Genomic DNA, 22,487 nt, shown 5'->3' with positions numbered 1-22,487 from the left:
GCAGACGAATAGCGGCTCGCATTTTCTACCGGCCTGAAAACGGCCTGCAGTAACTGTTGCATATGTGCGGTAGCGCACATAGGGGTTACCCAGATGGTGTGGTGGACATTTTCTCGGAGCGCCGGGAACTTTAGCCGTCAGGCGTCGGCTCCCGTCCCAGTGAAAACGGTATCAATAAAAAGCGCTTGCCGCGTTTAAATTCAATTGATAATCTGTCTCGACTTTTAGAATGATCATTCAGCAGGTCGAAGTCGATAAAGCCGGGCTCAATGACTTAATAAAGCTCAAGATAGGGGGACGAAATATGCTGACCGCTACCATTGACGCATTCCAGACAACATCCGCCGCCTTCAACGTGGGCGACGTCGTCAAGTTAAAGGAAGGGGGCCCGCGCATGACCGTGACGTACGCAGGTCCGGTAGCGCTGAATCCCGGCAACTGGCTGATCTGCGAGTGGTTCGACGAACACGGCGAACTGCGCCACGAAACCTTTGCACCGCAAGCCGTGCGTGCGGAGCCGCGTTCGATCCCGGCGGGCTCGGTACAGTGGAGTCGCATCGGGCGCGCAGCCTGAGTGACGCACGTGCACGTCAATCAATCTGTTTCCTGTTGTTCGTCTATTGCCCGTCGTATTCGAGCCCGAATCGCTTCAGCGCCCGGGCCGGTCGCGCGCAGCCTCGCGTCGCCGCACGCGCAGCGTCAGCGCCGATGAAAACGCGCGCAAGGTCGACAGCTTGCGTGTCTCTACGACTTCACTCGCAAGGCTCTCCGCCGGATTCGGCTGTAGCGCCCAATACAGCGCGAGCAGCCAGCCGAGCACGGTCCAGCCGAGGCAGGCGTTGAACAGCGCGAGCGTCAGCACGTCGCGACGCTTGCGCCGGTCCGCGATGATCGCCGGCAGAAAATACAGCGCTAGCGCGAACGCCGCGCCGATGGCCTGAACGGCCGCGTTGCCACCCATAAAAACTCCTGATGCGCGATGCATGTAGGGATTGTCGCGCGAATGGCCGTTGCGTGCCTCGCACCAACGCATTACCACTCGGCACCCAATCGCTGCAAGGGGTTCAGCCCGACACGCATCGGGACTATCATGATCGTTTCGACCGAACGGTACTTCACGGACCCGATCATGATCACCGACGACACCCAGCAGGCCCAACTGAACCCGGACACACTACGAGAATTCGTCGAGCGCAAGTGGAACGACGAGATCGTGCCCGCGCTGACCGACTACATCGCGGTGCCGGCCAAGAGTCCGGCGTTCGATCCCGACTGGGCGAAGCACGGTTATCTGGAGCGCGTGATCACCGACGCCGCGCAATGGGCCGAGCAGCAACCGGTGCGCGGCCTGAAGCTCGAGGTGATCCGCTTGCCGGGCCGCACGCCGGTGATCTTCTTCGAGACGGCCGCGACGCGCTCGGGCAGCGACGAAACCATCGTACTGTACGGCCACCTCGACAAGCAGCCCGAGTTCGATGGCTGGCGCAACGACCTCGGTCCGTGGACGCCGAAGCTCGAAGACGGCAAGCTCTACGGCCGCGGTGGCGCGGACGACGGCTACGCGATCTACGCGAGCCTGACGGCGCTTGCCGCACTCGATGCGCAGGGTGTCGAGCGTCCGCGCTGCGTCGGTCTGATCGAAACCTGCGAGGAGTCGGGCAGCTACGATCTGCTGCCCTACGTCGATGCGCTGCGCGAGCGGCTCGGTAACGTCGGGCTGGTCGTGTGTCTCGATTCGGGCGCGGGCAATTACGATCAGCTGTGGCTGACCACGTCGCTGCGCGGACTCGTCGCCGGCGATCTCGAAGTGCAGGTGCTCGACGAAGGTATCCACTCGGGCGTCTACGGCGGCATCGTGCCGTCGAGCTTCCGCATCATGCGGCAACTGTTCGACCGTCTCGAAGACTCCGCGAACGGCACGCTGCTGCCCAAGGGCTTCCATTGCCCGGTGCCGGCCGATCGTCTGCGCGAGGCGGAGGCCGCCGCCAGGATTCTCGGCGATGACGTGTGGAAGAAGATGCCGTGGGCGTGCGGCCAGGACGGCCGCCAGGTGCTGCCCACCACGACCGATCCGCGCCAGGCGCTGCTCAATTCGACGTGGCTTCCGTCGCTGTCGGTGACCGGTGCGGCCGGTTTGCCCGCGCTCGCCGACGCCGGCAACGTGCTGCGTCCGCGCACGGCGTTCAAGCTGTCGCTGCGTCTGCCGCCGACCATCGAGGCGGACAAGGCGGTCGCCGAACTGAAGGCGCTGCTCGAATTCGATCCGCCGTACAACGCGAAGGTCACCTTCAAACCCGATGCAGGCGCGGCGAGCGGCTGGAACGCACCGGAGGTCGCGCCGTGGCTCGCCACCGCGCTGAATGACGCATCGCGTCAGCACTTCGGTGCCGACGCCGCCTACATGGGCCTCGGCGGCACGATCCCGTTGATGAACGTGCTGAAGGCGGGCTTCCCGAAGTCGCAGTTCATGGTGTGCGGTGTGCTCGGGCCGAAGTCGAACGCGCATGGGCCGAACGAGTTCCTGCACGTGCCGTACGGCAAGAAGCTGACGGCCGCGGTGGCCGAGGTGATCGCCGCGGCGCCTTGAGTGCTGATTGCCTTTGAGCGGGGCTCGGGCATCGCCCGGGCCCGCTGTTTACTGCTGCTGTTTTGAAGCAGCTGTCCGTTCCCGCCGTTTCATTCCTTCCGTTCGAACCACACCCACACGCTGAATGACCGACTCCCAGACCGCTCAAGCCACCACGCCCCGGATTCCGGCCGATCAACTGCATGCCTACGTCAGGGCGATCTGGGAGCGAGCGGGCAGTGCGCCGCGCGAAGCCGAGCTGGTGGCCGATCATCTGGTGGCCGCGAATCTGACCGGGCACGACTCGCACGGCGTCGGCATGATTCCGCGCTATGTCGAGTCGCTCGCCGACCAGCAACTGCAACTGAACCGGCACGCCGACGTCGTCAAGGACGCGGGCGCGGTGTTGACCGTCGAAGGCGGCAAGGGCTTCGGTCAGGTGATCGCGTTCGAGGCGATCGAGCGGGGCATCGAGCGCGCGCAGCGGCTCGGCATCTGCGCGGTCGGGTTGCGCGGCGCGCATCATATCGGCCGCATCGGGCATTGGGCCGAGCAGTGCGCGCGCGCCGGTCTGGTGTCGTTCCACTTCGTCAACGTGGCGGGCGATCCGCTCGTCGCGCCGTTCGGCGGCGCGGACCGGCGCATCGGCACGAATCCGTTCTGCGCCGCTTATCCGCGACCCGGCAAGCCGCCGCTCGTGCTCGACTTCGCGACGAGTACGATCGCGTTCGGCAAGACGCGCGTCGCTTATAACCAGGGCAAGCACACACCGCCCGGCGCGCTGATCGATCACGAAGGCATGCCGACGCTCGAACCGAAGGTCATGCACGAAGCGCCGTTCGGCGCGCTGACGCCGTTCGGCGGCTACAAGGGTTTCGGGCTGGCGGCGATGTGCGAGATCTTCGGCGGCGCGCTGTCGGGCGGCTTCACGACGCATGCGGACACGCTCGGCACCACGCACGCGATCATCAACTGCATGCTGTCGGTGATCATCGATCCGGCCGCATTCGACGCGCCCGACGCGCAAGCCGAAGCCGATGCGTTCCTCGCATGGGTGAAGGCGTCGCCGCTCGCGGCGGGCACCGAGCGCATCTACGAGCCCGGTGAGCCCGAGCGCGTGACGCGCGCGCAGCGCGAAGCCGCCGGCATTCCGATCGACGCCGCCACGTGGACGCAAATCCACGCCGCGGCGCGCGCCGTCGGTATGAGTGAAGACGAAGTGGCAGGTTGGTCCGCGCGCCTCGACTGAAGCGCGCGACAGCAAAGGCTCAGGCGATCAGCCTGAGCTTGCGTCGATCGAGCAGCCAGCGCTCGAACTCGGTGGCGGGCATCGGCCTCGCGTACAGGTAGCCCTGCACGTAATCGACGCCGAGCCCCTTCATGAAGGCTTCTTCCGCTTCGGTTTCGATCCCTTCGGCGACCACCTGGAAATCGAGCTCCTGCGCGACTGCGACCATCGAACGCACCAGTGCCTGTGCCTTCATGTCCGCGTGGATCGAGCGCGTGAAGCTGCGGTCGAGCTTGATCACGTCGAGCGGAATCCGGCCGAGTTGCGACAGTGACGAGTAGCCGGTGCCGAAGTCGTCCAGATGCACCTGCGCGCCGAGCTGGCGGAACTGCTTGATCAGCTCGATCGCGGCCGCTTCGTTTTCGATCAGGCAGCTTTCGGTCAGCTCCAGATCGACGAGGCAAGGATCGAGGCTCGCATGCTGCAACGCCTCGGTGAAATGGCGGACCACGGCCGTATCGGTGAGCTGTCGCGCCGACACGTTGATCGCGACGCGCAGGTCATAGCCGGCCGCCTTCCAGCGGGCCGCCTGTTTGGCGGCGGTCTCCATGACCCAGCGGCCGAGCACGCCGATCAGTCCGGATTCCTCGGCATAGCGGATGAATTCCACCGGCATGATCTGGCCGCGCTCCGGCGAATTCCAGCGCACCAGCGCTTCCGCGCCTTGCACGGCACCCGTGGCGAGGTTCAGCTTCGGCTGATAGTGCAGCGCGAACTGGCCTTCCTCGAGTCCGCGGCGCAGATTCGTGTCGAGCCACATGAACTCCGCGACCCGGCGGTTCATGTCCGGAGAAAACACGCGATGCGTGCGCTTGCCTTCGTCCTTCGCGACGTACATCGCGGTGTCGGCCGAACGGATCAGCGATTCGAGGCTGTCGCCGTGCTCCGGCCAACACGCGATGCCGATCGAGCAGCCGGTATAGACCTCGACCAGCCCGACCGCGAACGGCATGCGCATGCGGTCGAGAATGCGCTGCGCGATGTTTTCGAGCTCATGCGCGGAGCCCTTCGCCGCGAGCACGATGAATTCGTCGCCGCCCAGGCGTGCAAGCGAGTCGCCCGGATTCAGGCAATTGCGGATCGCATCAGACACGTCGCAGATCAGCCGGTCGCCGAACACGTGGCCGTAGTGATCGTTGACCTTCTTGAAGTTGTCGAGGTCGAGAAACAGCACGCCGACGGTTTCGCCGGGCGCGGCCTGTTCGATCGCGATCTGGATGCGCTCCTGGATCGCGTTGCGATTGGCGAGGCCGGTGAGCGGGTCGGTGGTGGCCTGCTCGATCAGGCGGTCCTGGGCGAGCCGTTGCTCCGTGATGTCGGTGCCCGAGCAGATCAGGAACTGGTCTTCGATGCCGCTGCCGCTGCGCACAAACTTGTTGCGAAACAGGAACAGCCGCTCGCCGTGCACCGTTTTGATGCGCCGCTCGATCTCGTACGGCTCGCCGCGATTGAAGAAGTTCGCGCTGACCTGGTTCGAGACCACGTCGCCGGCGGACGACATGAACAGCGTCCACACGCTGCGGCCGATGATGTCTTCTTCCCGGAGCCCAGTCAGCTCCTCGGCGAGCCGGTTGAAGCGCTGTATCCGGCCGTGCCGGTCGACGATCACGACCACCGAATTGACCTCGGAGACCACCTGTTCGGCGAACGACAGACCGTGCAGCAGCGCGCGCGCGACCGATTCCGTGTCGGCATGGGCCGACGCGGTGCCGCCCCAGCTATGACAGTCGAGTTTCTTGCCGACCAGATGCAGCCGCAGCGGCGCGCCGTCCAGCTGCACGTCGACGACCACGTGCGAGGTCACGCCGCTCAGCGCGCGGACCTGGGAGGCTTGAGAAGAGGTGAGGGGAATGGCGACGCCGACAGCCGCGTGGCCGTGCGCCGGCACGAGTTCCAGCGTGTCGCTGGTCGCCGCTAGGCGCCAGCAAGGGCTGCTCGTGCCGAACCGCGCGTAAAGCACCTGGTCGTGTAGCTCGTCGCTCATGAAATCCCCGGAATGTGCCGGCAGTCCCTACCACGGCGGGCGGCGGCAGACAGTCTTCCTCATACTAAATTGAATCTGCCTTATTGTATCTAAGCGTGACAATTCGAGCGAAGAATCATTAACGTTTTGCTAACAATGGACGCGGCCTCCCGCGCGATTGACGCGGCCTCCCGCGCGATTATTGCGCGGCAAAACGACGCCACGATGACACCACTAGAAACGGTGCGCCAGCAACGCGCGGGCGCGTTCGCGTTCGATCGGACTGGCGTCCAGCGCCGCGTCGAACCAGAACTTGCCGGCCACCAGCGTGGCCGCCACCACGCCGTCGCGATACAGCACGCGGTTTCCCGCCACGGCCGGCACCTTGCCGCCGACCAGCAGCGTGCCGGCCAGATTCAGCGGATCCGTCCCCGCGACGCAGATAAGCGCACCATCGTTCGATTGCCGCCGCACCTCGCGCAGCAGCGGAATCGCCTCGGGCAGCGCGAACTGCTCGCCCGCGAGCCCGTTGACGAAACGCCCGCCGCGGATCACGCCGCGCGCCTCGAGCCGCTGCAGCACGCGCAGCAGATCGCGCCACGGCGGCAGCCATTCGGCCTCGCGTTCGAGCACGCGCCAGAACACGACACCGTCGCGCCGCAACAACGTCATCGCGACGTGTTCGAGCACCTCGGGCGGCAACTGACGCCGCCGCTCGGGCGGATTTTCCGGCGCGGCCGCGGACGGGCGGCTCACGAGCGCCCAACGCCCCGCGTCGTCCATGCCGCCGATCAGCGCGCTCGCCCGCGTGCGCCGGCCGCTGGAAAACGCGTTGCGTTTGGCGACCGGCTTCAGCAACGCGCGCAGGCCCGCGAAGCTGTCGGAGTTCGCGAGGCCGGCCGCGACCAGCTCGCCGAGCGCGTTTTCGAGCTCCATGCGCAGCACGCGCACTTCGGCGAGCAGTTCGTCGAAGAACATCGCACCGTGTTGCGCGAGGGTGTCGTGCACGCTTTGCGCGAGCGCCGACAACTCGAGCTGGCGCGCCGGATCGAGCAGCGCGCGCCACGCCCGCAACTGCGCGCGGGGCAATAGCACGATCGGCGTGGCGCGGACCGGACCGGCGGCGCCGCGCGCCCGCTCGGTCAGGCGGGTCCAGACGATCTTGCCGGCGCGGCACAGCTCGTCGAGCGAACTGCTGCTGTAGGCGCGCACGCGCGCCGGCAGGATGTCTTCCTCCCATGCGCCGGCGGCGGCCTGGAAGCCTTCGAGCTGGTCGAGCGCGGCGGCGAGCGCGTCGCGGCCTTCGGCTCGCGTGGTCGGCGTCAGATGTTGCCATTCGAACAGGAAGCGCATGAAGTCGTGCCGCTCGACCGGCTCGATTTCCCGCCGCAGCCGCTTCACCGTGTAGCGGTGGATCCGTGCGAGCAGATGGCGTTCGCACCATTGCTCGTCGCTCGTGTGCGGCGTGAAGCGGCCGCGCAACAGATAGCCTTCGGCTTCTAGCCGGATCAGCGCCTGTTCGATCCGGTCGAGCGGCAAACCGAGCGGGCGCGCGATTGCCTCGACCGTCAACGGGCCGAAGCCGGTCAGCCGCGCGCGCAGTACGTCGACGAGCGCGTCGTCGGCGCTCCAGCTCTCGGTGTAGCCCTTCGGGGCGCTCAGCGGCGGCGTGTAGCGATCGCGCGCGATATCCGGGTACAGCGCTTCGAAGCTGGTGAGGCGTTCGGCGGGCAGCCACAGCGCGTTGTCATCGTGATTGTCGTTGGCGGTGCTCGCGTTCGCTGGCGCGGCCAGCGGCAAGCGCGTCGCCCGGCCGGCTTTCGCCAACGCCGCAAGGAGCGTCGGCCAATCTTCGTGCGCGCGCGCCTCGGCCTCGGTGATGCACGCGAGGCCCGTCAGTGCTTCATGCATTTCGTCGGCGGTGCGCGCCTGCGGCCACGCTTCATCGCGCACGCTGTCGATCGCGGCGGCGTCGAGCGCGCCGAGATCGTCGGCGCTTGCAGGGTCCGTCCAGCGGCGGTTCAGCACTGCCTGGGTGCGGCGCTCCTCGAGCGGCGCGTCGTCGAGATACGCATAGGGCTTCGCGGTCAGGATTTCGGCGGCGAGCGGCGACGGCGCCGGCAGATCGCGCGCGACGAGCCGCAACTCGCCGTGCTCGATGCGGCGTAGCAGCGCGAGCCAGCGTTCGCTGTCCATCGCGTCGTGCAGGCAGTCGTCGATGGTTTGGTCAACTAATGGGTGACGCGGCACCTCGCGTTCGCCGACGACGTTCTCCAGACACGCGGCCTGCTCGGGAAACACGCTTGCGAGCAGATCCTCGCTGCGCATGCGCTGCAGTTGCGGCGCGGTCTTGCGGCCGCCCGTGTAGCGCGGCAGGCCGAGCGAGGTCGTCGCGTTCCAGCGCCAGCGCACGCCGAATAACGGCGCATCGAGCAGCGCCTGGATCAGCAGATGCTCGGCGCTGTTCGAATGCAGATAGCGCCAGACCTCGTCGAGCACGAACGAGTGGCTGCCGGTCAGCGACAGCACGATCGCGTCTTCGGTGGCCGCGGCCTGCAGTTCGAAGTTGAAGCTGCGGCAGAAGCGCTTGCGCAGCGCGAGCCCCCACGCGCGATTCACGCGGCTGCCGAACGGCGAGTGGATCACGAGCTGGGTGCCGCCCGATTCGTCGAAGAAGCGCTCCATCACGAGCGTGCTCTGGGTCGGCAGCACGCCGAGCGCTGCACGTGCGCGCGCCAGGTATTCGACGATCTGCCGCGCGGCGGGTTCGTCGAGCGCGAGGTTGTCGGCGAGCCAGGCAATGGCGTGGTCGAGGCGTGGGGTGGAGGGTTCGTTTGCGGGCAGCGGAGCCAACGAGGTTGCAGGCGCTATGGTGGTTTGCGTTTCGCCCTCCGCCACGGCAGCTTTCGCTTTGCGTCCTCTCTTTGCCGCGGATTTCGCGGGCGCTGCCGCAGCTTCGAATTCGGCCGCGGCGCTTCGAGCCGCGGCATCTTCACTTGCCGCGGGCTCGCGTTCCGTCAGCAACGCCTCGACCCGCTGCCGCAGTCGCGCGACGGCGAACGACAACTCGTCGCTGCGCCCCGGCGCCTCGCCGAGCCAGAACGGAATGTTCGGCGGTTGCCCCTGTGCGTCCTCGACGCGCACGCGGCCGCTTTCGATACGCAGAATCCGGTACGACGCGTTGCCGAGCTGGAACACATCGCCGGCGAGGCTTTCGACCGCGAAGTCCTCGTTGACGGTGCCGATATTGAGCGCCTGCGGTTCGAGCACGACCGCGTAATCGGCGTTCTCCGGAATCGTGCCGCCTGAGGTCACCGCGACCAGCTTGCCGCCGCGCCGGCCGCGCAGCGTGCCGCTGACCGCATCGCGATGCACATACGCGGCGCGCGGACCATGGCGGCTCGTGTAGCCCTCGGCGAGCATGCGCAGCACCGCGTCGTATTGCTCGCGCGACAGATCCGCGTACGGCGCGGCGTGTCGCAGCATGTCGAACAGCGCATCCTCGCTCCACTCGGCGCTCGACACCTCCGCGACGATCTGCTGCGCGAGCACGTCGAGCGGCGCGCGCGGGATGCGCAGCGCATCGAGCTCGCCACGCCGCACGCAATCGAGCAGCGCCGCGCATTCGAGCAGATCGTCGCGCGAGGCCGGAAAGAGGCGCCCCTTCGGCATACCGCCGACGTGATGCCCCGAGCGCCCGACCCGTTGCAGGAACGGCGCGATCGCGCGCGGCGAGCCCATCTGGCAGACCAGATCGACATCGCCGATATCGATGCCGAGTTCGAGCGACGCGGTCGCGATCAGCACGCGCAACTCGCCGCGTTTCAGGCGCTGCTCGGCGTCGAAACGATGTTCTTTCGCGAGACTGCCGTGATGCGCGGCCACCGCGTCCTTGCCCAGCCGCTCGGTCAGATGACGCGCGGCGCGCTCGGCCATGCGGCGCGTGTTGACGAAAACCAGCGTCGTGCGATGCTGCGCGACCAGTTCGGCGAGCCGGTCGTAGACGCGCTCCCATACTTCGTTGGCCATCACCGCTTCGAGCGGTACCGGCGGGATTTCGAGCGCGAGGTCGCGGGCGCGCACGTGGCCGACGTCGATCACCGCGCACTCGGCCGGCACGTCGCTGTCGAGGCTCGCGCCGCCGACCAGAAACCGCGCGACCGCGCTGACCGGCTTTTGCGTCGCCGACAGACCGATGCGCGGCAGGCGCCGGGCGCACAGCGCATCGAGCCGTTCGAGGCTCAGCGCGAGATGACTGCCGCGCTTGCTGCCCGCGAGCGCATGAATTTCATCGACGATCACCGTGCGCACCGTCGCCAGCATGCGGCGGCCCGAATCCGAACCGAGCAGCACGTATAGGGATTCGGGCGTCGTCACGAGAATGTGCGGCGCGCGCTTTTTCAACGCATTGCGTTCCTGCTGCGTGGTGTCGCCGGTGCGCACCGCGGTGCGGATGTCGATCGGCGGCAGGCCGAGCGCGTCGAGCTCGACGGCGATGCCTTGCAGCGGCAGTTGCAGGTTCAGGCGGATGTCGTTCGACAGTGCCTTCAGCGGCGACACGTAGACGACGAGTGTTTCGTCGGGCAGCACACCATGGTTCGCTTCGCCTTGCGTTACCAGATCGTTCAGCGCGGACAGGAACGCGGTCAACGTCTTGCCGGAGCCGGTCGGCGCGGCGACCAGCGTCGAGCGGCCGCTGCGGATTTGTGGCCAGGCGGCGGACTGCGCGTCGGTCGGGGCGGCGAAGGTTTTCCGGAACCAGTTGGCTACGGCGGGGTGAAAGCCGTCGAGCGCCCGTTCGGCCGGCGGCAGCGCAGGCGCGGCGGCGCGCGCCGCGCTCGCGGTGGAGCGGGCCTTGCGGGAACGGGGCGCCGCGTCGAGTGCGGCGGTGGTTTTGGCCGAAGTCATGCTCGGGTAGGTGAGGGCGGCGCGGGGGATATCCAGTGGTGGCGCGGTTGGGTTGCAAACATCTGAAGTCGCCCGGTTTGGCGGTTGCAGGTCATTCCACCTGACCGGGCAATAGCGCTCAGTCTCGCAGGTTTTCGGCACTCGTGCGCGGCGCGTCGGGCTTCACGTTGCTGCTGGAATTCGTCGTTTTTGCCGCGCGCGCCCCTCCTGCCAGCCTCCGCCAATTGCAGTACGCTTGTCGACTCTCCCTGCACCCACGATGGAGCGTCGACGATGCGTTATAACCAGTTGGGCCGTACCGGTGTGTTTATTTCGGAGTTGTGTTTGGGCACGATGACCTTCGGCGGTGGCGAAGGCATCTGGCGGCAGATCGGCGATCTGCAGCAGAACGACGCGGAGCGGCTGGTCGGCCGGGCGCTCGACGCGGGCATCAATTTCATCGATACGGCCGACGTCTACGCGGGCGGCCTGTCCGAGCAGATCACGGGCCAGGCGCTGAAGAATCTGCAAGTGCCGCGCGACAAGGTGGTGATCGCGACCAAGGTGTTCGGCCAGACCGGCGAGTTCGCGAACGCGCGCGGCGCGTCGCGCTATCACATCCTCGACGGCATCAAGGCGAGCCTGAAGCGTCTGCAGCTCGACCACGTCGACCTGTATCAGATCCACGGGTTCGATCCGGCCACGCCGATCGAGGAAACCGTGCGCGCACTCGATACGCTCGTGCAGCACGGTCATGTGCGCTACGTCGGCGTGTCGAACTGGGCCGCGTGGCAGATCGCGAAGGCGCTCGGCATCGCCGAGCGGCTCGGCACCGCGCGCTTCGAAACGCTGCAGGCGTACTACACGTTAGCGGGCCGCGATCTCGAACGCGAACTCGTACCGATGCTGCAAAGCGAAGGCCTCGGCCTGATGGTGTGGAGTCCGCTCGCGGGCGGTTTGCTGAGCGGCAAATATGGACGCGAGCAGCAGGCCGAGGCGGGCAGCCGTCGCACGAGCTTCGATTTTCCGCCGGTCGATCGCGAGCGCGCGTATGACTGCATCGACGTGATGCGCGAGATCGCCGCGGCGAAAAACGTGTCGGTCGCGCAGATCGCGCTGGCGTGGCTGCTGCATCAGCGTGTGGTCAGCACGGTGATCGTCGGCGCGAAGAAAATCGAGCAGCTCGACGACAACATCGCTGCGACCAACGTCGCGCTTTCCGCCGATGAGCTCGCGAAGCTCGCCGAGGTCAGCACGCTGCCATCCGAGTATCCGGGCTGGATGCTGGAGCGGCAGGGGGAGCAGCGTCGGCAGCAGTTGGCAGACGTGCGGAGCGGCGTGCCGCGATAGCGCCACCGCGTACTTGCGAACGCAGACTGGACGTGCGGCGAAGGCCCGCGTCCGGCGTCCGGCGTCCGGCGCAACAAGCGGCGTTGCATCGCATCGTTCGAAGAGGCCTGAATCCTCAGCGTCGCGCCGCGTCAGTTTCATACGCGCGTGGCCGCGACGATCATCACATTTGTCACGCGATTGCGCGTAGACTTCACACTGCAGGTCTTCTTCGCATCGGCTACCCCGATGTCTCGCGTTTTATTTCAGACTCCTATCCAGGTCGTGACATTTTCATTCGCTTCAATTACAAAAGCCGGCGCTTTCGTGGCATTGGCTTGCTGTTCGCTGACATTGCCGCATTTCGCCCACGCGGCCGACAACGTGATCGTGCTCGACTCGGGCGAAGCGCAGCTCACGCTGATCGATCCCGCCACGCACAAAGTGATCGGCACCGAGCCGACCGGCAAGGAACCCCACCATCTGATGATCACGCCTGACGGCAATTCGCTGATCGTCGCGGATTCGATTTCGAACGACCTGATGTTCGTGGACCCTCACAGCGGGCGTGTGCAACGCCGCGTCGAGGACATCGAAGATCCGTATCAGCTTGGCTTTTCGCCTGATCACAAGTGGTTCGTGACCGCGGGCCTGAGGCTCGATCGCGTCGACATCTATCACTACGATGGTGGAAACATGACGCTCGCGAAGCGGATCCCGCTAGCGAAGACACCGAGCCACCTGACCTTTGCATCCGATAACCGTACGGTGTTCGTCACGCTGCAGGACACCGGCGAAGTCGCGGCGATCGATCTGCCGACTCAGTCGGTCTCGTGGAAGCTGCATGTAGGCAAGACGCCAGCCGGACTCTGGATGACGCCGGGCGATCGTTATCTGCTCGTCGGCATGACCGGCGAAGACAATGTCGCGGTGGTCGACTGGAAGAACCGCCAACTCGTGAAGAAGATCCACACGGGCCGCGGCGCGCACAACTTCCGCAATCTCGACGATGGTCAGCATATCGCCGTGTCGAATCGCGTGGAAAGCACGATCAGCATCCTCGACTACCACACGCTGACCAAAGTGGCCGACATCACCGGCCTGATGCCCGGTCCCGACGACATGGAACTATCGGCGGACCGGCGCTATCTATGGGTCACGTTCCGCTTCGCGAGGCACGTCGGCGTCATCGACCTGAGCACGCATCGGCTGGTCGATACGATCGCGGTGGGGCGCTCGCCGCACGGTCTGTATTTCGCCAACCGTGCGTCGGTTTACGCACCCAATCCGGACTGAGGCAACCAGAAAGGCTTTACATGATTCACGAACTCGTCGCTCAACTCGACAACGGCATCTCAGCGCTGCAGACGCTGCTGTACGTCGATGTCGTCCAGCCGATCTTTTACCGCTTCAATCTGATGGGCTATGACGAAGACACTTACGACGCGCTCTACTGGGTGATCGTTGGCGCGTTGCAGATAGTCGTGTCGTATCTGCTGTTGCGGCCGCTCGAAGCGCTTCGCCCGGTGGAGACCTGGACGGACCGCAAGGCGTTGCGCGCGGACGTGATCTACACATGGATCGCCAAGCTCGGCATCATCAACATCGCGTTCTTCTTTCTGCTGCAGCCGTTCTTCAACCATTGGCAGAGCCTGATGGCGATCCACGACGTGCCCAACCTCGACGTCGATGATTTGTGGCCGGGCGTCACCGATCAACCGCTCGTGTCGTTTCTGATCTATCTGATCGTGCTCGATTTCGCCGGCTACTGGTATCACCGCTGGCAGCATCGGTTCAGCGTGTGGTGGGAGTTGCATGCGGTTCATCACAGCCAGCGGCAGATGTCGCTGTGGGCCGACGACCGCAATCACTTTCTCGACGACGTCTTGCAGGCGGCTTTTTTTGCGGCCATTTCGCTGTTCATCGGCGTGCAGCCGAGCCAGTTCGTCGTGCTGGTGGCGCTCGGCAATTTCATGCAGAGCGTGCAGCACGTGAATGCGCGCCTCACGTATGGCTGGCTGCTCGAACGCCTGATCGTGAGCCCCGCGTTTCATCGGCGTCATCATGCGATCGGCTATGGCCACGAAGGCACTCGCTACGGCTGCAACTTCGGCGTGCTGTTTCCGTGGTGGGACATGCTGTTCAGGACCGCGTCGTGGGACCGCGCCGTCGAGCCGACCGGCATTCGCGATCAGTTGCCCGCGCCGCAGGGTGCCGCGCGCTCGTATGGAGGTGGACTCATCGCGCAGCAGTGGTACGCGTTCGGGCGCATCGCCGCGCGGCTGCGCGGACGGCACGGCGCAGGCGGAGTCGGCGCGCGATAACAGCTGGAATGAATGGCGAAGCTGGCGGGCATGGGCGGGTAGCTCGATCCATGCAGTTCCGCGCGATTCGCAATGGCCGCGGAGTACCCTGGGTTCTCCGCGGCCATTTTCGTTTCGGCACCCGCTCAGGTCTCGACGTCCGCGAGACTGAAGGTCTCCGTCTTGTCGTTGTACGAGAAGATTTCGGCGTAGCGGCCCCAGTCGATCACCGCGTCGAGTGTTTCCTGCGCCGCGCTGTCGGACAGCATGTCCTCGAGTTCCTGCTCGAAGCGCACGCGCGGCGCGCGATGTCCGGGCCGTTCGTTGAGCACCTTTCTGATTCGCGCGGCGAGCGGCACGCTCTGCAACAGATGATCGGCGAACATGATCTTGCGCTCCTGCGTGCTGCCCTCGGCGAATCGATGCGCGGGCGGCGTGAGGAGCATGTCGCCCGCGCTGAGCTCCGCAAAGCCGAGGTACTGCAGCATTTCCGCGATCGGGAACAGTTCGTCGACTTCCAACTGCAGCGTGCGCGCAATCTCGGGCATGTCGGCGCGGCCATTGTAGGGCGCTGCCGCTAGCGTTTCGATCAGACCGGCCATCAGGTTGGTCGACACGTTCGGCAACCAGCTGCCGGGTTCGAGTTCACGTTTGGCGGCAGTGCCGGTGGGGCGCGCGGTCATCTTCGCGTAGATCTCGTCGACGAGCGCGCGAAGATCCGGGTCGAGCCGGTTGCGCGGATGCGCGAACGGCACCACGGTCTCGGCCACTACCCGCCCGGGGTTCGACGACAGCACGAGAATGCGATCGCACATGAACACGGCTTCCTCGATGTTGTGCGTGACGATCAGCACCGACTTGATCGGCATGCGGTCCTGGTTCCACAGGTCGAGCAGGTCGGTGCGCAGCGTTTCGGCGGTCAGCACGTCGAGCGCGGAGAACGGCTCGTCCATCAGCAGGATGGTCGGGTCGACGACGAGCGCGCGCGCAAAGCCGACGCGCTGGCGCATGCCGCCCGACAGTTCGCGCGGGTACGCGTTTTCGAAACCGTCGAGGCCGATCAGATCGATCGCCGCGAGCGCACGCGTGCGCCGCTCCTCGACGCCGACGCCTAGCGCTTCCAGCCCCGCTTCGACGTTCTGCAGCACCGTCAGCCACGGAAACAGCGCGAAGGTCTGGAACACCATCGCGACGCCCTCGGCGGGAGCGTCGAGCGGCTTGCCCAGGTAGGTCGCCTGGCCGCTCGTCGGCCGGATCAAGCCGGCGATGATGCGCAGCAGCGTCGATTTTCCAGAGCCCGAGCGGCCGAGCATTCCGACGATCTCGCCCTCGTGCAGCGTCAGATTGACGTCGTCGAGCACCAGCAGCTCGCTCTGGTTTTTATGGAAGCCCCGGCTCACGTGCTCGATATTGAGCACCTGCGCGCCAACACGCGGCGATGACTGCAACTGGTCGGCGGGAACGGCTTGAATGACGTTTTGCATGGGTTCACTCCTAGTCGAGTCGGAGCCTGGATTCGGCAAAGGCATACAGGGGGCGCCACAGCGAGCGGTTGAACAACGTGACGAAGAGCGACATCACGGCGACGCCCAGAATGATCTTCGGAAAGTCGCCGGCGGCGGTCGTCTCGGCGATATAGGCGCCGAGGCCGTGCGCGACTACCTTGGTATCGCCCCACTGGACGAACTCTGACACGATGCTCGCGTTCCACGCGCCGCCCGATGCGGTGATCGCGCCGGTCACGTAGTAAGGGAACACGCCCGGCAGCATCACCTGGCGCCACCATTGCCAGCCGCGAATGCGGAAATTGGTGGCCGCCTCGCGGTAGTCGTTCGGATAGGCGGTCGCGCCCGCGATCACGTTGAACAGGATGTACCACTGCGTGCCGAGCACGATCAGCGGCGACAACCAGATATCCGGATTCAGATGAAAGCGCACGATCACGATCACGAACACCGGGAACAGCAGGTTCGCGGGGAACGCGGCGAGAAACTGCGCGAGCGGCTGAACCTTCTCGGCGAGCGCCGGACGCAGGCCGATCAATACGCCGATCGGCACCCAGATCATCGACGAGATCGCGATCAGCACCGCGACGCGCAGCAGTGTGATGAGCCCGAGCACGAACACGTGGCCGACCTCGTCGAGGGTGACGCCGGTACGCACATAGGCGACGACGCGATAGATCACATAGACCGTCAGCACGAATACGAGCACGCCCCACACGATGTCCCCGACGCGGGTCGACTTCTCGCTGCGCGCCCGGCCGGCGCGCCGAACGCTCGCGAATGGCACCCGGAAAGGCAGGCGGGCGGCGGTCGCGAGCATCACGCCCGCCGGCGTCAGCAACTGGTGAATCAGACGGGTGCGCCGCATCATGTCGAGCAGCCAGGACTGCGGCGCGTTGCCGGAACTCGTGGTCTCCATGCGGAACTTGTCCGCCCACGCGACGAGTGGACGGAACAGCAACTGGTCATACGCGAGGATCACGACCGTCATCGTCAGAATGACCCAGCCGACCGCATGCAGGTTCTGATCGCTGATCGCCTGCGCCAGATAGGCGCCGATGCCCGGCAGCGTAACCGTATGATTGCCGACCGTAATCGCCTCGGAAGCCACCACGAAAAACCAGCCGCCCGACATCGACATCATCATGTTCCAGATCAGGCCCGGCATCGAGAACGGCACTTCGAGCTTCCAGAAGCGTTGCCATGAGGTCAGATGAAAGCCGCGCGACACTTCGTCGAGATCGCGCGGCACCGTGCGCAACGACTGATAGAAGCTGAACGTCATGTTCCACGCCTGGCTCGTGAAGATCGCGAAGATCGCGGCGAGCTCGGCGCCGAGCACGCGGCCCGGGAACATCGCGAGGAAGAAGGTGACCGTAAACGAAATGTAGCCAAGCACCGGCACCGACTGCAGGATGTCGAGGATCGGCACCAGCACCTTCTCGGCGCGGCGGCTTTTCGCGGCCAGCGTGCCATAGACCAGCGTGAAGACGAGCGACGCGACCATCGCCGCGAGCATGCGAAGCGTGGTGCGCATCGCGTACTCGGGCAGGTTGAGCGGATCGAGCGAGATCACCTGCGTGTTGAGCGTCGACATCGGTGCTAGCGTCTGATGAAAGCCGATCGACGCCATCGCGATCAGACAGATGATCAGCGGAAAGGCAACGAAGTCCCAGCCGTTTGGAAGCAGCCGCCGGGCGGATGCATGGGCGGTGCGGTTCAGGTTGAAACCGAACTCCATCAGTAACCTCCGAGGGCGAAAGTATTTGCGCGCAGCTAAGTCGTGCCGGCGTGCAGGGCGGCGACATGTGCATCGATTCGCGACGGATCGTTGAGTTGGGACATGACGAAGCGCAAGTTGTAAGGGTTGATTCGGCAAGCAACGGCCACGACGAATCAACGCCACAATCTTTCGATCATGACGTTGATTCGTGACGGAAACTTGGCAAAGCTTAAGAGAGCAGCGATCCGAGGCGGCGCCAGAGCATGGCGAGCCGATTTGAACGGACCGGATCGAGCGACAGAAGCGACTCGTAGTGAGCGCGCGACTCGTTGCGAGAAGGCAGATGCGGCAAAAGCAGAGCGAAATTCATGACGTTTTCTCCGCGCGTCGTGTGTGACGCGGCAAGCGGAAAGCGGGCAGACGGTCCGACGTCGCACGCTTGGCGCGGCGTCAGGGTGCTAGCGGCTTTCCTTCTGTAAGACTGAAGCGAAGGGGCATAAGCAACAACTGTCACTGTCGGGCATATGGGCTCCTCGTCGGGTTGAGCTGCGCTCAGGCGCGCAGCGGGGTTCTACCGGCCCTCGCCCGAAGCCGCGACGAGGCGCGGCGTATGGGCGAGCGCCGGCCGCAAACCCGAAGGCTTGCGAGGGCGTGCCAGTGCAGACGAGCGAAAGCCGCGTCCACATGGCGCTGATGATCGAGGTGCACGGAGAAGATTTGCTACGGCGCGCACCGTTCTGCCTGCTGGCGGAACGGCGGCGCAGGGAAGGGGCGCGGACGTTCTGCCGGTCAGGCAGTGAAATTGTTCGAAGATCGACCACTGCAGGTGTCCAAGGCATCAGCCCCAGTTGAGAAGACGGGCGAATTCTAGACGCGGTAAAAACCCGGAGTCAACCAGATTCTGTAAGCAGAGCCAACATTCATCGACGCAGGCTTGCGCAACGAGTTTGAGAATCGTTGTGTGATGTCCCGAGAACCGGATGTGACCTTTATGCGTTTTTTACTTGCGCTTTTGCGGACGGTGTCAATACAATCCGCCCCAACGTATCGAAGGAGTCGTCCATGGACGCATGTTCAGGCAGTGGAAGTCCGATGCCGGCCAGCGCCGGCAGCACAACCGCGAGATAGTCGATGCAGGTTCACTCCTTCGCCGCTAACTCGCCCAAGTCGGGTTAGCGCGCTTCAATTCTGACCGGCCTTTGCCGCCGGTTTTCCGTAGCACGCTTCCTCATTTCTGACCGTCGTCTGCAACCTCTGCTTGCAGAGGCGGTTGCGCTTGCGCATTGCGCTCGCCTTCGAGGCGAGCGACGCGGAGGGATGATGCTTGTCTATCTGTTTAATCAATTGCGGCAACGCCTGTTGCGGTGGGCACACGTAAGCGCGTTGCGCTCGCGGTGCGCCGACTCTTTCGCGTACCTGCATGTATCCTTGCTGTCCGTTTGCATGTCGGCGCTCGCGCATGCGCCGCTGTGGTCGACGGCGTGCGGTGCAGGTGTCGCGCTGCCATGCGGCACGGATCGCAAGTCGCTGCGTCTGCTGGAGCGGGCGACGCGAATGGCCGCTCGTGCCGCGCTGCGCGCGGCTCATGCCGGGCGTCCGCTGACGCCGAGGGGTTACGCGATTCTCGCGACGGCCGTGGCCGTCGGCACGGTGCTCGCGACGCTGTCAGCATCGACCTGCGACGATCCGGAGAGTCCGTTACGGCAGCGTTGGTGGCTCGCGCAAGCTTGCATGCCGGCAATGAATTGAGCACACGCTTGCCATGTGAGTGTGCGAATAACAACGGAGCGATCCGCCTATAACTTCAATACCCCAATACGTGATGGATAAAATCTACAAGCGCAGACTGCTGGGCTGCGGCGGTCCCATTGCCGTGAGTGCCGTTCTTTCTCTCGGCCTCGTTCCTTGCGCGTTCGCGCAGACATCCGGCGAAGCCGCGCCGGCGCAAGCGGCGCCATCGACTGCACCGGCCGCATCGGCTCCCGGCGCCACGGACAACGCGGCGCCCGCCGATCAAAGCGCGGCCGCGCCGACGGGATTGTGGGAGCGCTCGAACCTGCTCGGCGACATGGGCGGCTTGCGTCCCTGGCTCGGCAACTATGGTGTGACGTTCAATCTGCAGGAAACCAGCGAGTACATGGGCAACGTGTCGGGCGGCACGAATCGCGGCGGCGCTTATCAGGGCTTGACCCAGTTCGGGCTCGTCGTCGATACGCAGAAAGCCTTTGGATTGGCGGGCGGCACCTTCAACGTATCCGGTCTGCAGATTCACGGCACGAGCCTGACCGCCAGAAATCTGCAAACGCTGCAAACCGCGAGCGGCATCGAAGCCGACGCCGCGACCCGTCTGTGGGAACTGTGGTATCAGCAGTCGTTCGGCAACGTCGACGTGAAGATCGGTCAGCAGAGTCTCGACCAGGAGTTCATGATCAGCCAGTACGCGGCCACCTTCATGAACGCGACGTTCGGCTGGCCAGTGCTGCCTGCCGTCGATCTGCCGGCGGGCGGACCGGCTTATCCGCTGTCGTCGCTCGGCGTGAGGGCGCGGGCGTCGTTCGCGAATGGGGTAACCGTGCTGGGCGGCGTATTCGACGGCAATCCTGCGCCCGGCGTCGGCGATCCGCAAAAGCTCAACGCGAGCGGCACCAACTTCAATCTCGGCAACGGCGCGCTCCTGATCGGTGAACTGCAGTACGCGATCAACCAGCCGTCGTCGAATCCATCCGATCCGAAGCCGGCTGGGCTGCCGGGCACCTACAAGCTCGGCTTCTGGTACAACAGCAACAACTTCGCGGATCAGGGTTTCGACACCAACGGACTGTCGCTCGCGAATCCGGCGAGCAACGGCGTGCCGGCGAGTCATCACGGCAACTACAGCATCTACGCGGTCGCCGATCAGATGGTGTGGCGCGCGGGCCCCGACAGCCCGCAATCGCTCGGCGTGTTCGCGCGCATCATGGGCGCGCCGGGTGACCGCAATCTGGTCGATCTCGGCGTCAACGCGGGCGTGACACTCAAAGCGCCGTTCAAGGGGCGTGACAACGACGTGGTCGGGCTAGCGCTCGGCTATGCGAAGATCGGCTCGCACGCGCAGGATCTCGCGAGCTCGCAGGCGCTCTACACGCCGGGCTATCCGTCGCGCAGCGCGGAGACGGTGCTCGAAGCCACCTATCAGTACCAGGTCGCGCCGTGGTGGATGCTCCAAGCGGACTTCCAGTACTTCTGGCTGCCGGGCGGCGGGATTCCGGACCCGAACGATTCGTCCCAGCGCATCAAGAGCGAAGCGGTTCTCGGCCTGCGCACGACGATTCAGTTCTGACGTTCAGCAGACGAATGGTCATCAAGCTGGTAAACGTTTGATCGATCGCTTCGACAAGCGCCTCGCGCCGCATCGCCGAACCTGCCCGGTCGATGCGGCGCGTAACGAAGCGCTATGACTTGCCGATTGCCGCGGCTAGCGGCTAGTCATCAGCCCGCTTACCCCTGCGTATGCGCGGCGACCGCGTCCAGCGTGCGCGCCGAGTACACCAGCGTCGCACCGGCATTGATCGCCATCGCGACGCCGAGCGCTTCGGCGATTTCCTCGCGGGTCGCGCCGTGCTTCAGTGCTTCGGCCGTATGGACCGTGATACAGCCGTCACAGCGCAGGCTGACCGCGACCGCGAGCGCAATCAGTTCGCGCGTTTTCGCGCCGAGCAGATCGGTCTTCTGACCGGCGCTCGACATGGCCTGATACGCCTTCACGCTATCCGGCGCGAGCTTCGACATTTCGCCGATACGGCCGAACAGTTCCTTGCGGTAATCGATCCAGTTCAACATGGCAGTGCTCCTTGGTCCGTTGCGCGTCGGCGGTTGCCGGCGTCGTGGGACACAGTATTGCGCCGCGCCGCGATATCCTGAATACTGATTCGACTCAACTTTTAGCGCGCTCGTCTCATGGACACGCTCAGTCGCCTGCTCGATCTTGCCCGGCCGCAAGCGAGCCTCGATCTCCGGTGCCTGCTCTCGGGCGCATTCGATATCGATCACGCGCCGCTGGAGGCGGGCGTCGCGCCGTTTCATCTGGTGCTCGACGGCAGTTGCGTGATCGAGACCGCCGCCGGCGAGCCGCTCAAATTGCAGACCGGCGATTTCATGCTGTTTCCGCGTGGCGCCGCGCATCGCGTGCGCGATGCGAAGCGCTCGGCCGGCGGTTTGCCGTTGATGCCCGGGCACGACGGCATGCTGCCGGTGCGGCGCAACGATGGCCATGAAACCACCGCCACGTCCGCGCCCGCGCCCGGGCACAGCGCGAATCACGACGGCGTCGATCTGCTGTGCGGCCGCTTCGTCTATGCGCCCGGTTCATCGGCGCTGCTGCTCAATGTGCTGCCCGATCCGCTGCACGTGTCGCTCGCGGATGCGCACACGCTCGATGCGTTGCAAACGGTGATCGCGCTGATGCGAGGCGAATCGGCGCGGCGTCAGCCCGGCGCGCTCGCGATCGTGACGGCCTTGAGCCACGCGCTGTTCGCAATGGCACTGCGCGTGCACGGCGAGCGCAACGCGAACAGCGCCGGCATGCTCGCGTTGCTGTCGGACGCGCGCCTCGGCGCATCGGTGCAGGCCATGCTCGACGCACCCGAACGCGCATGGACGATCTCAGAACTCGGCGAGCGCGCGGCGATGTCGCGCGCGACCTACGCGCGCCACTTCAGCGAACGCGCGGGCGTGACCGTGATGGATTTTCTGACGCAGATCCGCATGGCGATCGCCAGCGATCTGCTGCTGCGCACGCAACGCAGCGCGGCGGACATCGGCGAGGCGGTCGGCTATCAATCGGAAGCGGCGTTCGGCAAGGCGTTTGCGCAAAGCGTCGGCGTGACGCCGGGACGCTACCGGCGTCGCACGCAAGCGGACGATGCTCCGGACGACTGACTAAAG

At 65.3% G+C, this 22,487-nt stretch carries 16 protein-coding genes; 9 read left to right on the top strand and 7 right to left on the bottom strand.

The window, feature by feature from the left end; genetic code table 11:
• Positions 1-304: 304 nt before the first annotated feature.
• Complete coding sequence (locus EVC45_RS13105) at positions 305-574, top strand: YodC family protein (protein ID WP_129958448.1); 270 nt, start codon at positions 305-307, stop codon at positions 572-574.
• Between the two features lie 75 nt (positions 575-649).
• Here the strand turns inward: EVC45_RS13105 and EVC45_RS13100 are convergent, their stop codons facing one another.
• Positions 650-961: a superinfection immunity protein gene (locus EVC45_RS13100; RefSeq protein WP_129958398.1), complete on the bottom strand. Its 312-nt coding sequence runs from the start codon at positions 959-961 to the stop codon at positions 650-652.
• 168 nt (positions 962-1,129) lie between these two features.
• Here EVC45_RS13100 and EVC45_RS13095 point away from each other — a divergent pair, with 168 nt between their 5' ends.
• On the top strand, positions 1,130-2,587 hold the full coding sequence (locus tag EVC45_RS13095) for a M20 family metallopeptidase (RefSeq protein WP_129958447.1): 1,458 nt from the start codon (positions 1,130-1,132) through the stop codon (positions 2,585-2,587).
• 124 nt (positions 2,588-2,711) lie between these two features.
• The gene (locus tag EVC45_RS13090) at positions 2,712-3,815 is read left to right on the top strand and encodes a malate/lactate/ureidoglycolate dehydrogenase (protein WP_129958397.1); all 1,104 of its coding nucleotides are present in this window, start codon (positions 2,712-2,714) and stop codon (positions 3,813-3,815) included.
• A 19-nt stretch (positions 3,816-3,834) separates the two neighbouring features.
• On the opposite strand, the gene pdeR is transcribed toward EVC45_RS13090, so the two are convergent.
• Together pdeR and EVC45_RS13080 are read right to left on the bottom strand one after the other, a co-directional pair.
• Positions 3,835-5,838 (bottom strand): cyclic di-GMP phosphodiesterase, encoded by a 2,004-nt coding sequence (pdeR, locus tag EVC45_RS13085; protein ID WP_129958396.1) that lies wholly within the window; start codon positions 5,836-5,838, stop codon positions 3,835-3,837.
• A 213-nt stretch (positions 5,839-6,051) separates the two neighbouring features.
• Positions 6,052-10,725, bottom strand: a complete 4,674-nt coding sequence (locus EVC45_RS13080) for a DEAD/DEAH box helicase (RefSeq protein WP_129958395.1) — start codon at positions 10,723-10,725, stop codon at positions 6,052-6,054.
• Positions 10,726-10,998: 273 nt separating this feature from the next.
• Here EVC45_RS13080 and EVC45_RS13075 point away from each other — a divergent pair, with 273 nt between their 5' ends.
• From EVC45_RS13075 to EVC45_RS13065, 3 genes are all read left to right on the top strand, one after another.
• The gene (locus tag EVC45_RS13075; protein WP_129958394.1) at positions 10,999-12,054 is read left to right on the top strand and encodes an aldo/keto reductase; all 1,056 of its coding nucleotides are present in this window, start codon (positions 10,999-11,001) and stop codon (positions 12,052-12,054) included.
• Positions 12,055-12,282: 228 nt separating this feature from the next.
• Positions 12,283-13,329: a YncE family protein gene (locus EVC45_RS13070; protein ID WP_129958393.1), complete on the top strand. Its 1,047-nt coding sequence runs from the start codon at positions 12,283-12,285 to the stop codon at positions 13,327-13,329.
• A 20-nt stretch (positions 13,330-13,349) separates the two neighbouring features.
• The gene (locus tag EVC45_RS13065) at positions 13,350-14,357 is read left to right on the top strand and encodes a sterol desaturase family protein (protein WP_129958392.1); all 1,008 of its coding nucleotides are present in this window, start codon (positions 13,350-13,352) and stop codon (positions 14,355-14,357) included.
• Between the two features lie 125 nt (positions 14,358-14,482).
• Here EVC45_RS13065 and EVC45_RS13060 read toward each other — a convergent pair whose 3' ends face one another.
• The 3 genes from EVC45_RS13060 to EVC45_RS45595 form a co-directional block, all read right to left on the bottom strand.
• A complete protein-coding gene (locus tag EVC45_RS13060; RefSeq protein WP_129958391.1) occupies positions 14,483-15,820 on the bottom strand; it encodes an AAA-associated domain-containing protein in 1,338 nt (445 codons plus the stop codon).
• Between the two features lie 10 nt (positions 15,821-15,830).
• Positions 15,831-17,582, bottom strand: a complete 1,752-nt coding sequence (locus EVC45_RS13055; RefSeq protein ID WP_129958390.1) for an ABC transporter permease subunit — start codon at positions 17,580-17,582, stop codon at positions 15,831-15,833.
• A 211-nt stretch (positions 17,583-17,793) separates the two neighbouring features.
• Positions 17,794-17,934, bottom strand: a complete 141-nt coding sequence (locus EVC45_RS45595) for a hypothetical protein (RefSeq protein WP_168991464.1) — start codon at positions 17,932-17,934, stop codon at positions 17,794-17,796.
• 1,058 nt (positions 17,935-18,992) lie between these two features.
• Here EVC45_RS45595 and EVC45_RS13050 point away from each other — a divergent pair.
• Both EVC45_RS13050 and EVC45_RS13045 read left to right on the top strand, forming a co-directional pair.
• Positions 18,993-19,313 (top strand): hypothetical protein, encoded by a 321-nt coding sequence (locus EVC45_RS13050; RefSeq protein ID WP_129958389.1) that lies wholly within the window; start codon positions 18,993-18,995, stop codon positions 19,311-19,313.
• A gap of 73 nt (positions 19,314-19,386) precedes the next feature.
• The gene (locus EVC45_RS13045; RefSeq protein ID WP_129958388.1) at positions 19,387-20,883 is read left to right on the top strand and encodes a carbohydrate porin; all 1,497 of its coding nucleotides are present in this window, start codon (positions 19,387-19,389) and stop codon (positions 20,881-20,883) included.
• A gap of 158 nt (positions 20,884-21,041) precedes the next feature.
• On the opposite strand, the gene EVC45_RS13040 is transcribed toward EVC45_RS13045, so the two are convergent.
• Positions 21,042-21,383 carry a carboxymuconolactone decarboxylase family protein gene (locus tag EVC45_RS13040; protein WP_129958387.1) on the bottom strand — a complete coding sequence of 114 codons (342 nt, stop codon included), beginning with the start codon at positions 21,381-21,383 and terminating at the stop codon, positions 21,042-21,044.
• A gap of 117 nt (positions 21,384-21,500) precedes the next feature.
• On the opposite strand from EVC45_RS13040, the gene EVC45_RS13035 reads away from it, so the two are divergent.
• Complete coding sequence (locus EVC45_RS13035; protein ID WP_129958386.1) at positions 21,501-22,481, top strand: AraC family transcriptional regulator; 981 nt, start codon at positions 21,501-21,503, stop codon at positions 22,479-22,481.
• Positions 22,482-22,487 lie beyond the last annotated feature (6 nt).

The organism is Paraburkholderia sp. UYCP14C (assembly GCF_004197395.1).
Lineage (GTDB): Bacteria > Pseudomonadota > Gammaproteobacteria > Burkholderiales > Burkholderiaceae > Paraburkholderia.
The sequence above is the reverse complement of the archived record's forward strand: the minus strand, read 5'-3'. Positions and strand labels throughout refer to the sequence as shown.

Excerpts from the sequence above, each read along its gene's own strand:
- EVC45_RS13105 (WP_129958448.1), top strand. The coding sequence starts at position 305 with ATGCTGACCGCTACCATTGACGCATTCCAGACAACATCCGCCGCCTTC.
- EVC45_RS13100 (WP_129958398.1), bottom strand. The coding sequence starts at position 961 with ATGGGTGGCAACGCGGCCGTTCAGGCCATCGGCGCGGCGTTCGCGCTA.
- EVC45_RS13095 (WP_129958447.1), top strand. The coding sequence starts at position 1,130 with ATGATCACCGACGACACCCAGCAGGCCCAACTGAACCCGGACACACTA.
- EVC45_RS13090 (WP_129958397.1), top strand. The coding sequence starts at position 2,712 with ATGACCGACTCCCAGACCGCTCAAGCCACCACGCCCCGGATTCCGGCC.
- pdeR (WP_129958396.1), bottom strand. The coding sequence starts at position 5,838 with ATGAGCGACGAGCTACACGACCAGGTGCTTTACGCGCGGTTCGGCACG.
- EVC45_RS13080 (WP_129958395.1), bottom strand. The coding sequence starts at position 10,725 with ATGACTTCGGCCAAAACCACCGCCGCACTCGACGCGGCGCCCCGTTCC.
- EVC45_RS13075 (WP_129958394.1), top strand. The coding sequence starts at position 10,999 with ATGCGTTATAACCAGTTGGGCCGTACCGGTGTGTTTATTTCGGAGTTG.
- EVC45_RS13070 (WP_129958393.1), top strand. The coding sequence starts at position 12,283 with ATGTCTCGCGTTTTATTTCAGACTCCTATCCAGGTCGTGACATTTTCA.
- EVC45_RS13065 (WP_129958392.1), top strand. The coding sequence starts at position 13,350 with ATGATTCACGAACTCGTCGCTCAACTCGACAACGGCATCTCAGCGCTG.
- EVC45_RS13060 (WP_129958391.1), bottom strand. The coding sequence starts at position 15,820 with ATGCAAAACGTCATTCAAGCCGTTCCCGCCGACCAGTTGCAGTCATCG.
- EVC45_RS13055 (WP_129958390.1), bottom strand. The coding sequence starts at position 17,582 with ATGGAGTTCGGTTTCAACCTGAACCGCACCGCCCATGCATCCGCCCGG.
- EVC45_RS45595 (WP_168991464.1), bottom strand. The coding sequence starts at position 17,934 with ATGAATTTCGCTCTGCTTTTGCCGCATCTGCCTTCTCGCAACGAGTCG.
- EVC45_RS13045 (WP_129958388.1), top strand. The coding sequence starts at position 19,387 with ATGGATAAAATCTACAAGCGCAGACTGCTGGGCTGCGGCGGTCCCATT.
- EVC45_RS13040 (WP_129958387.1), bottom strand. The coding sequence starts at position 21,383 with ATGTTGAACTGGATCGATTACCGCAAGGAACTGTTCGGCCGTATCGGC.
- EVC45_RS13035 (WP_129958386.1), top strand. The coding sequence starts at position 21,501 with ATGGACACGCTCAGTCGCCTGCTCGATCTTGCCCGGCCGCAAGCGAGC.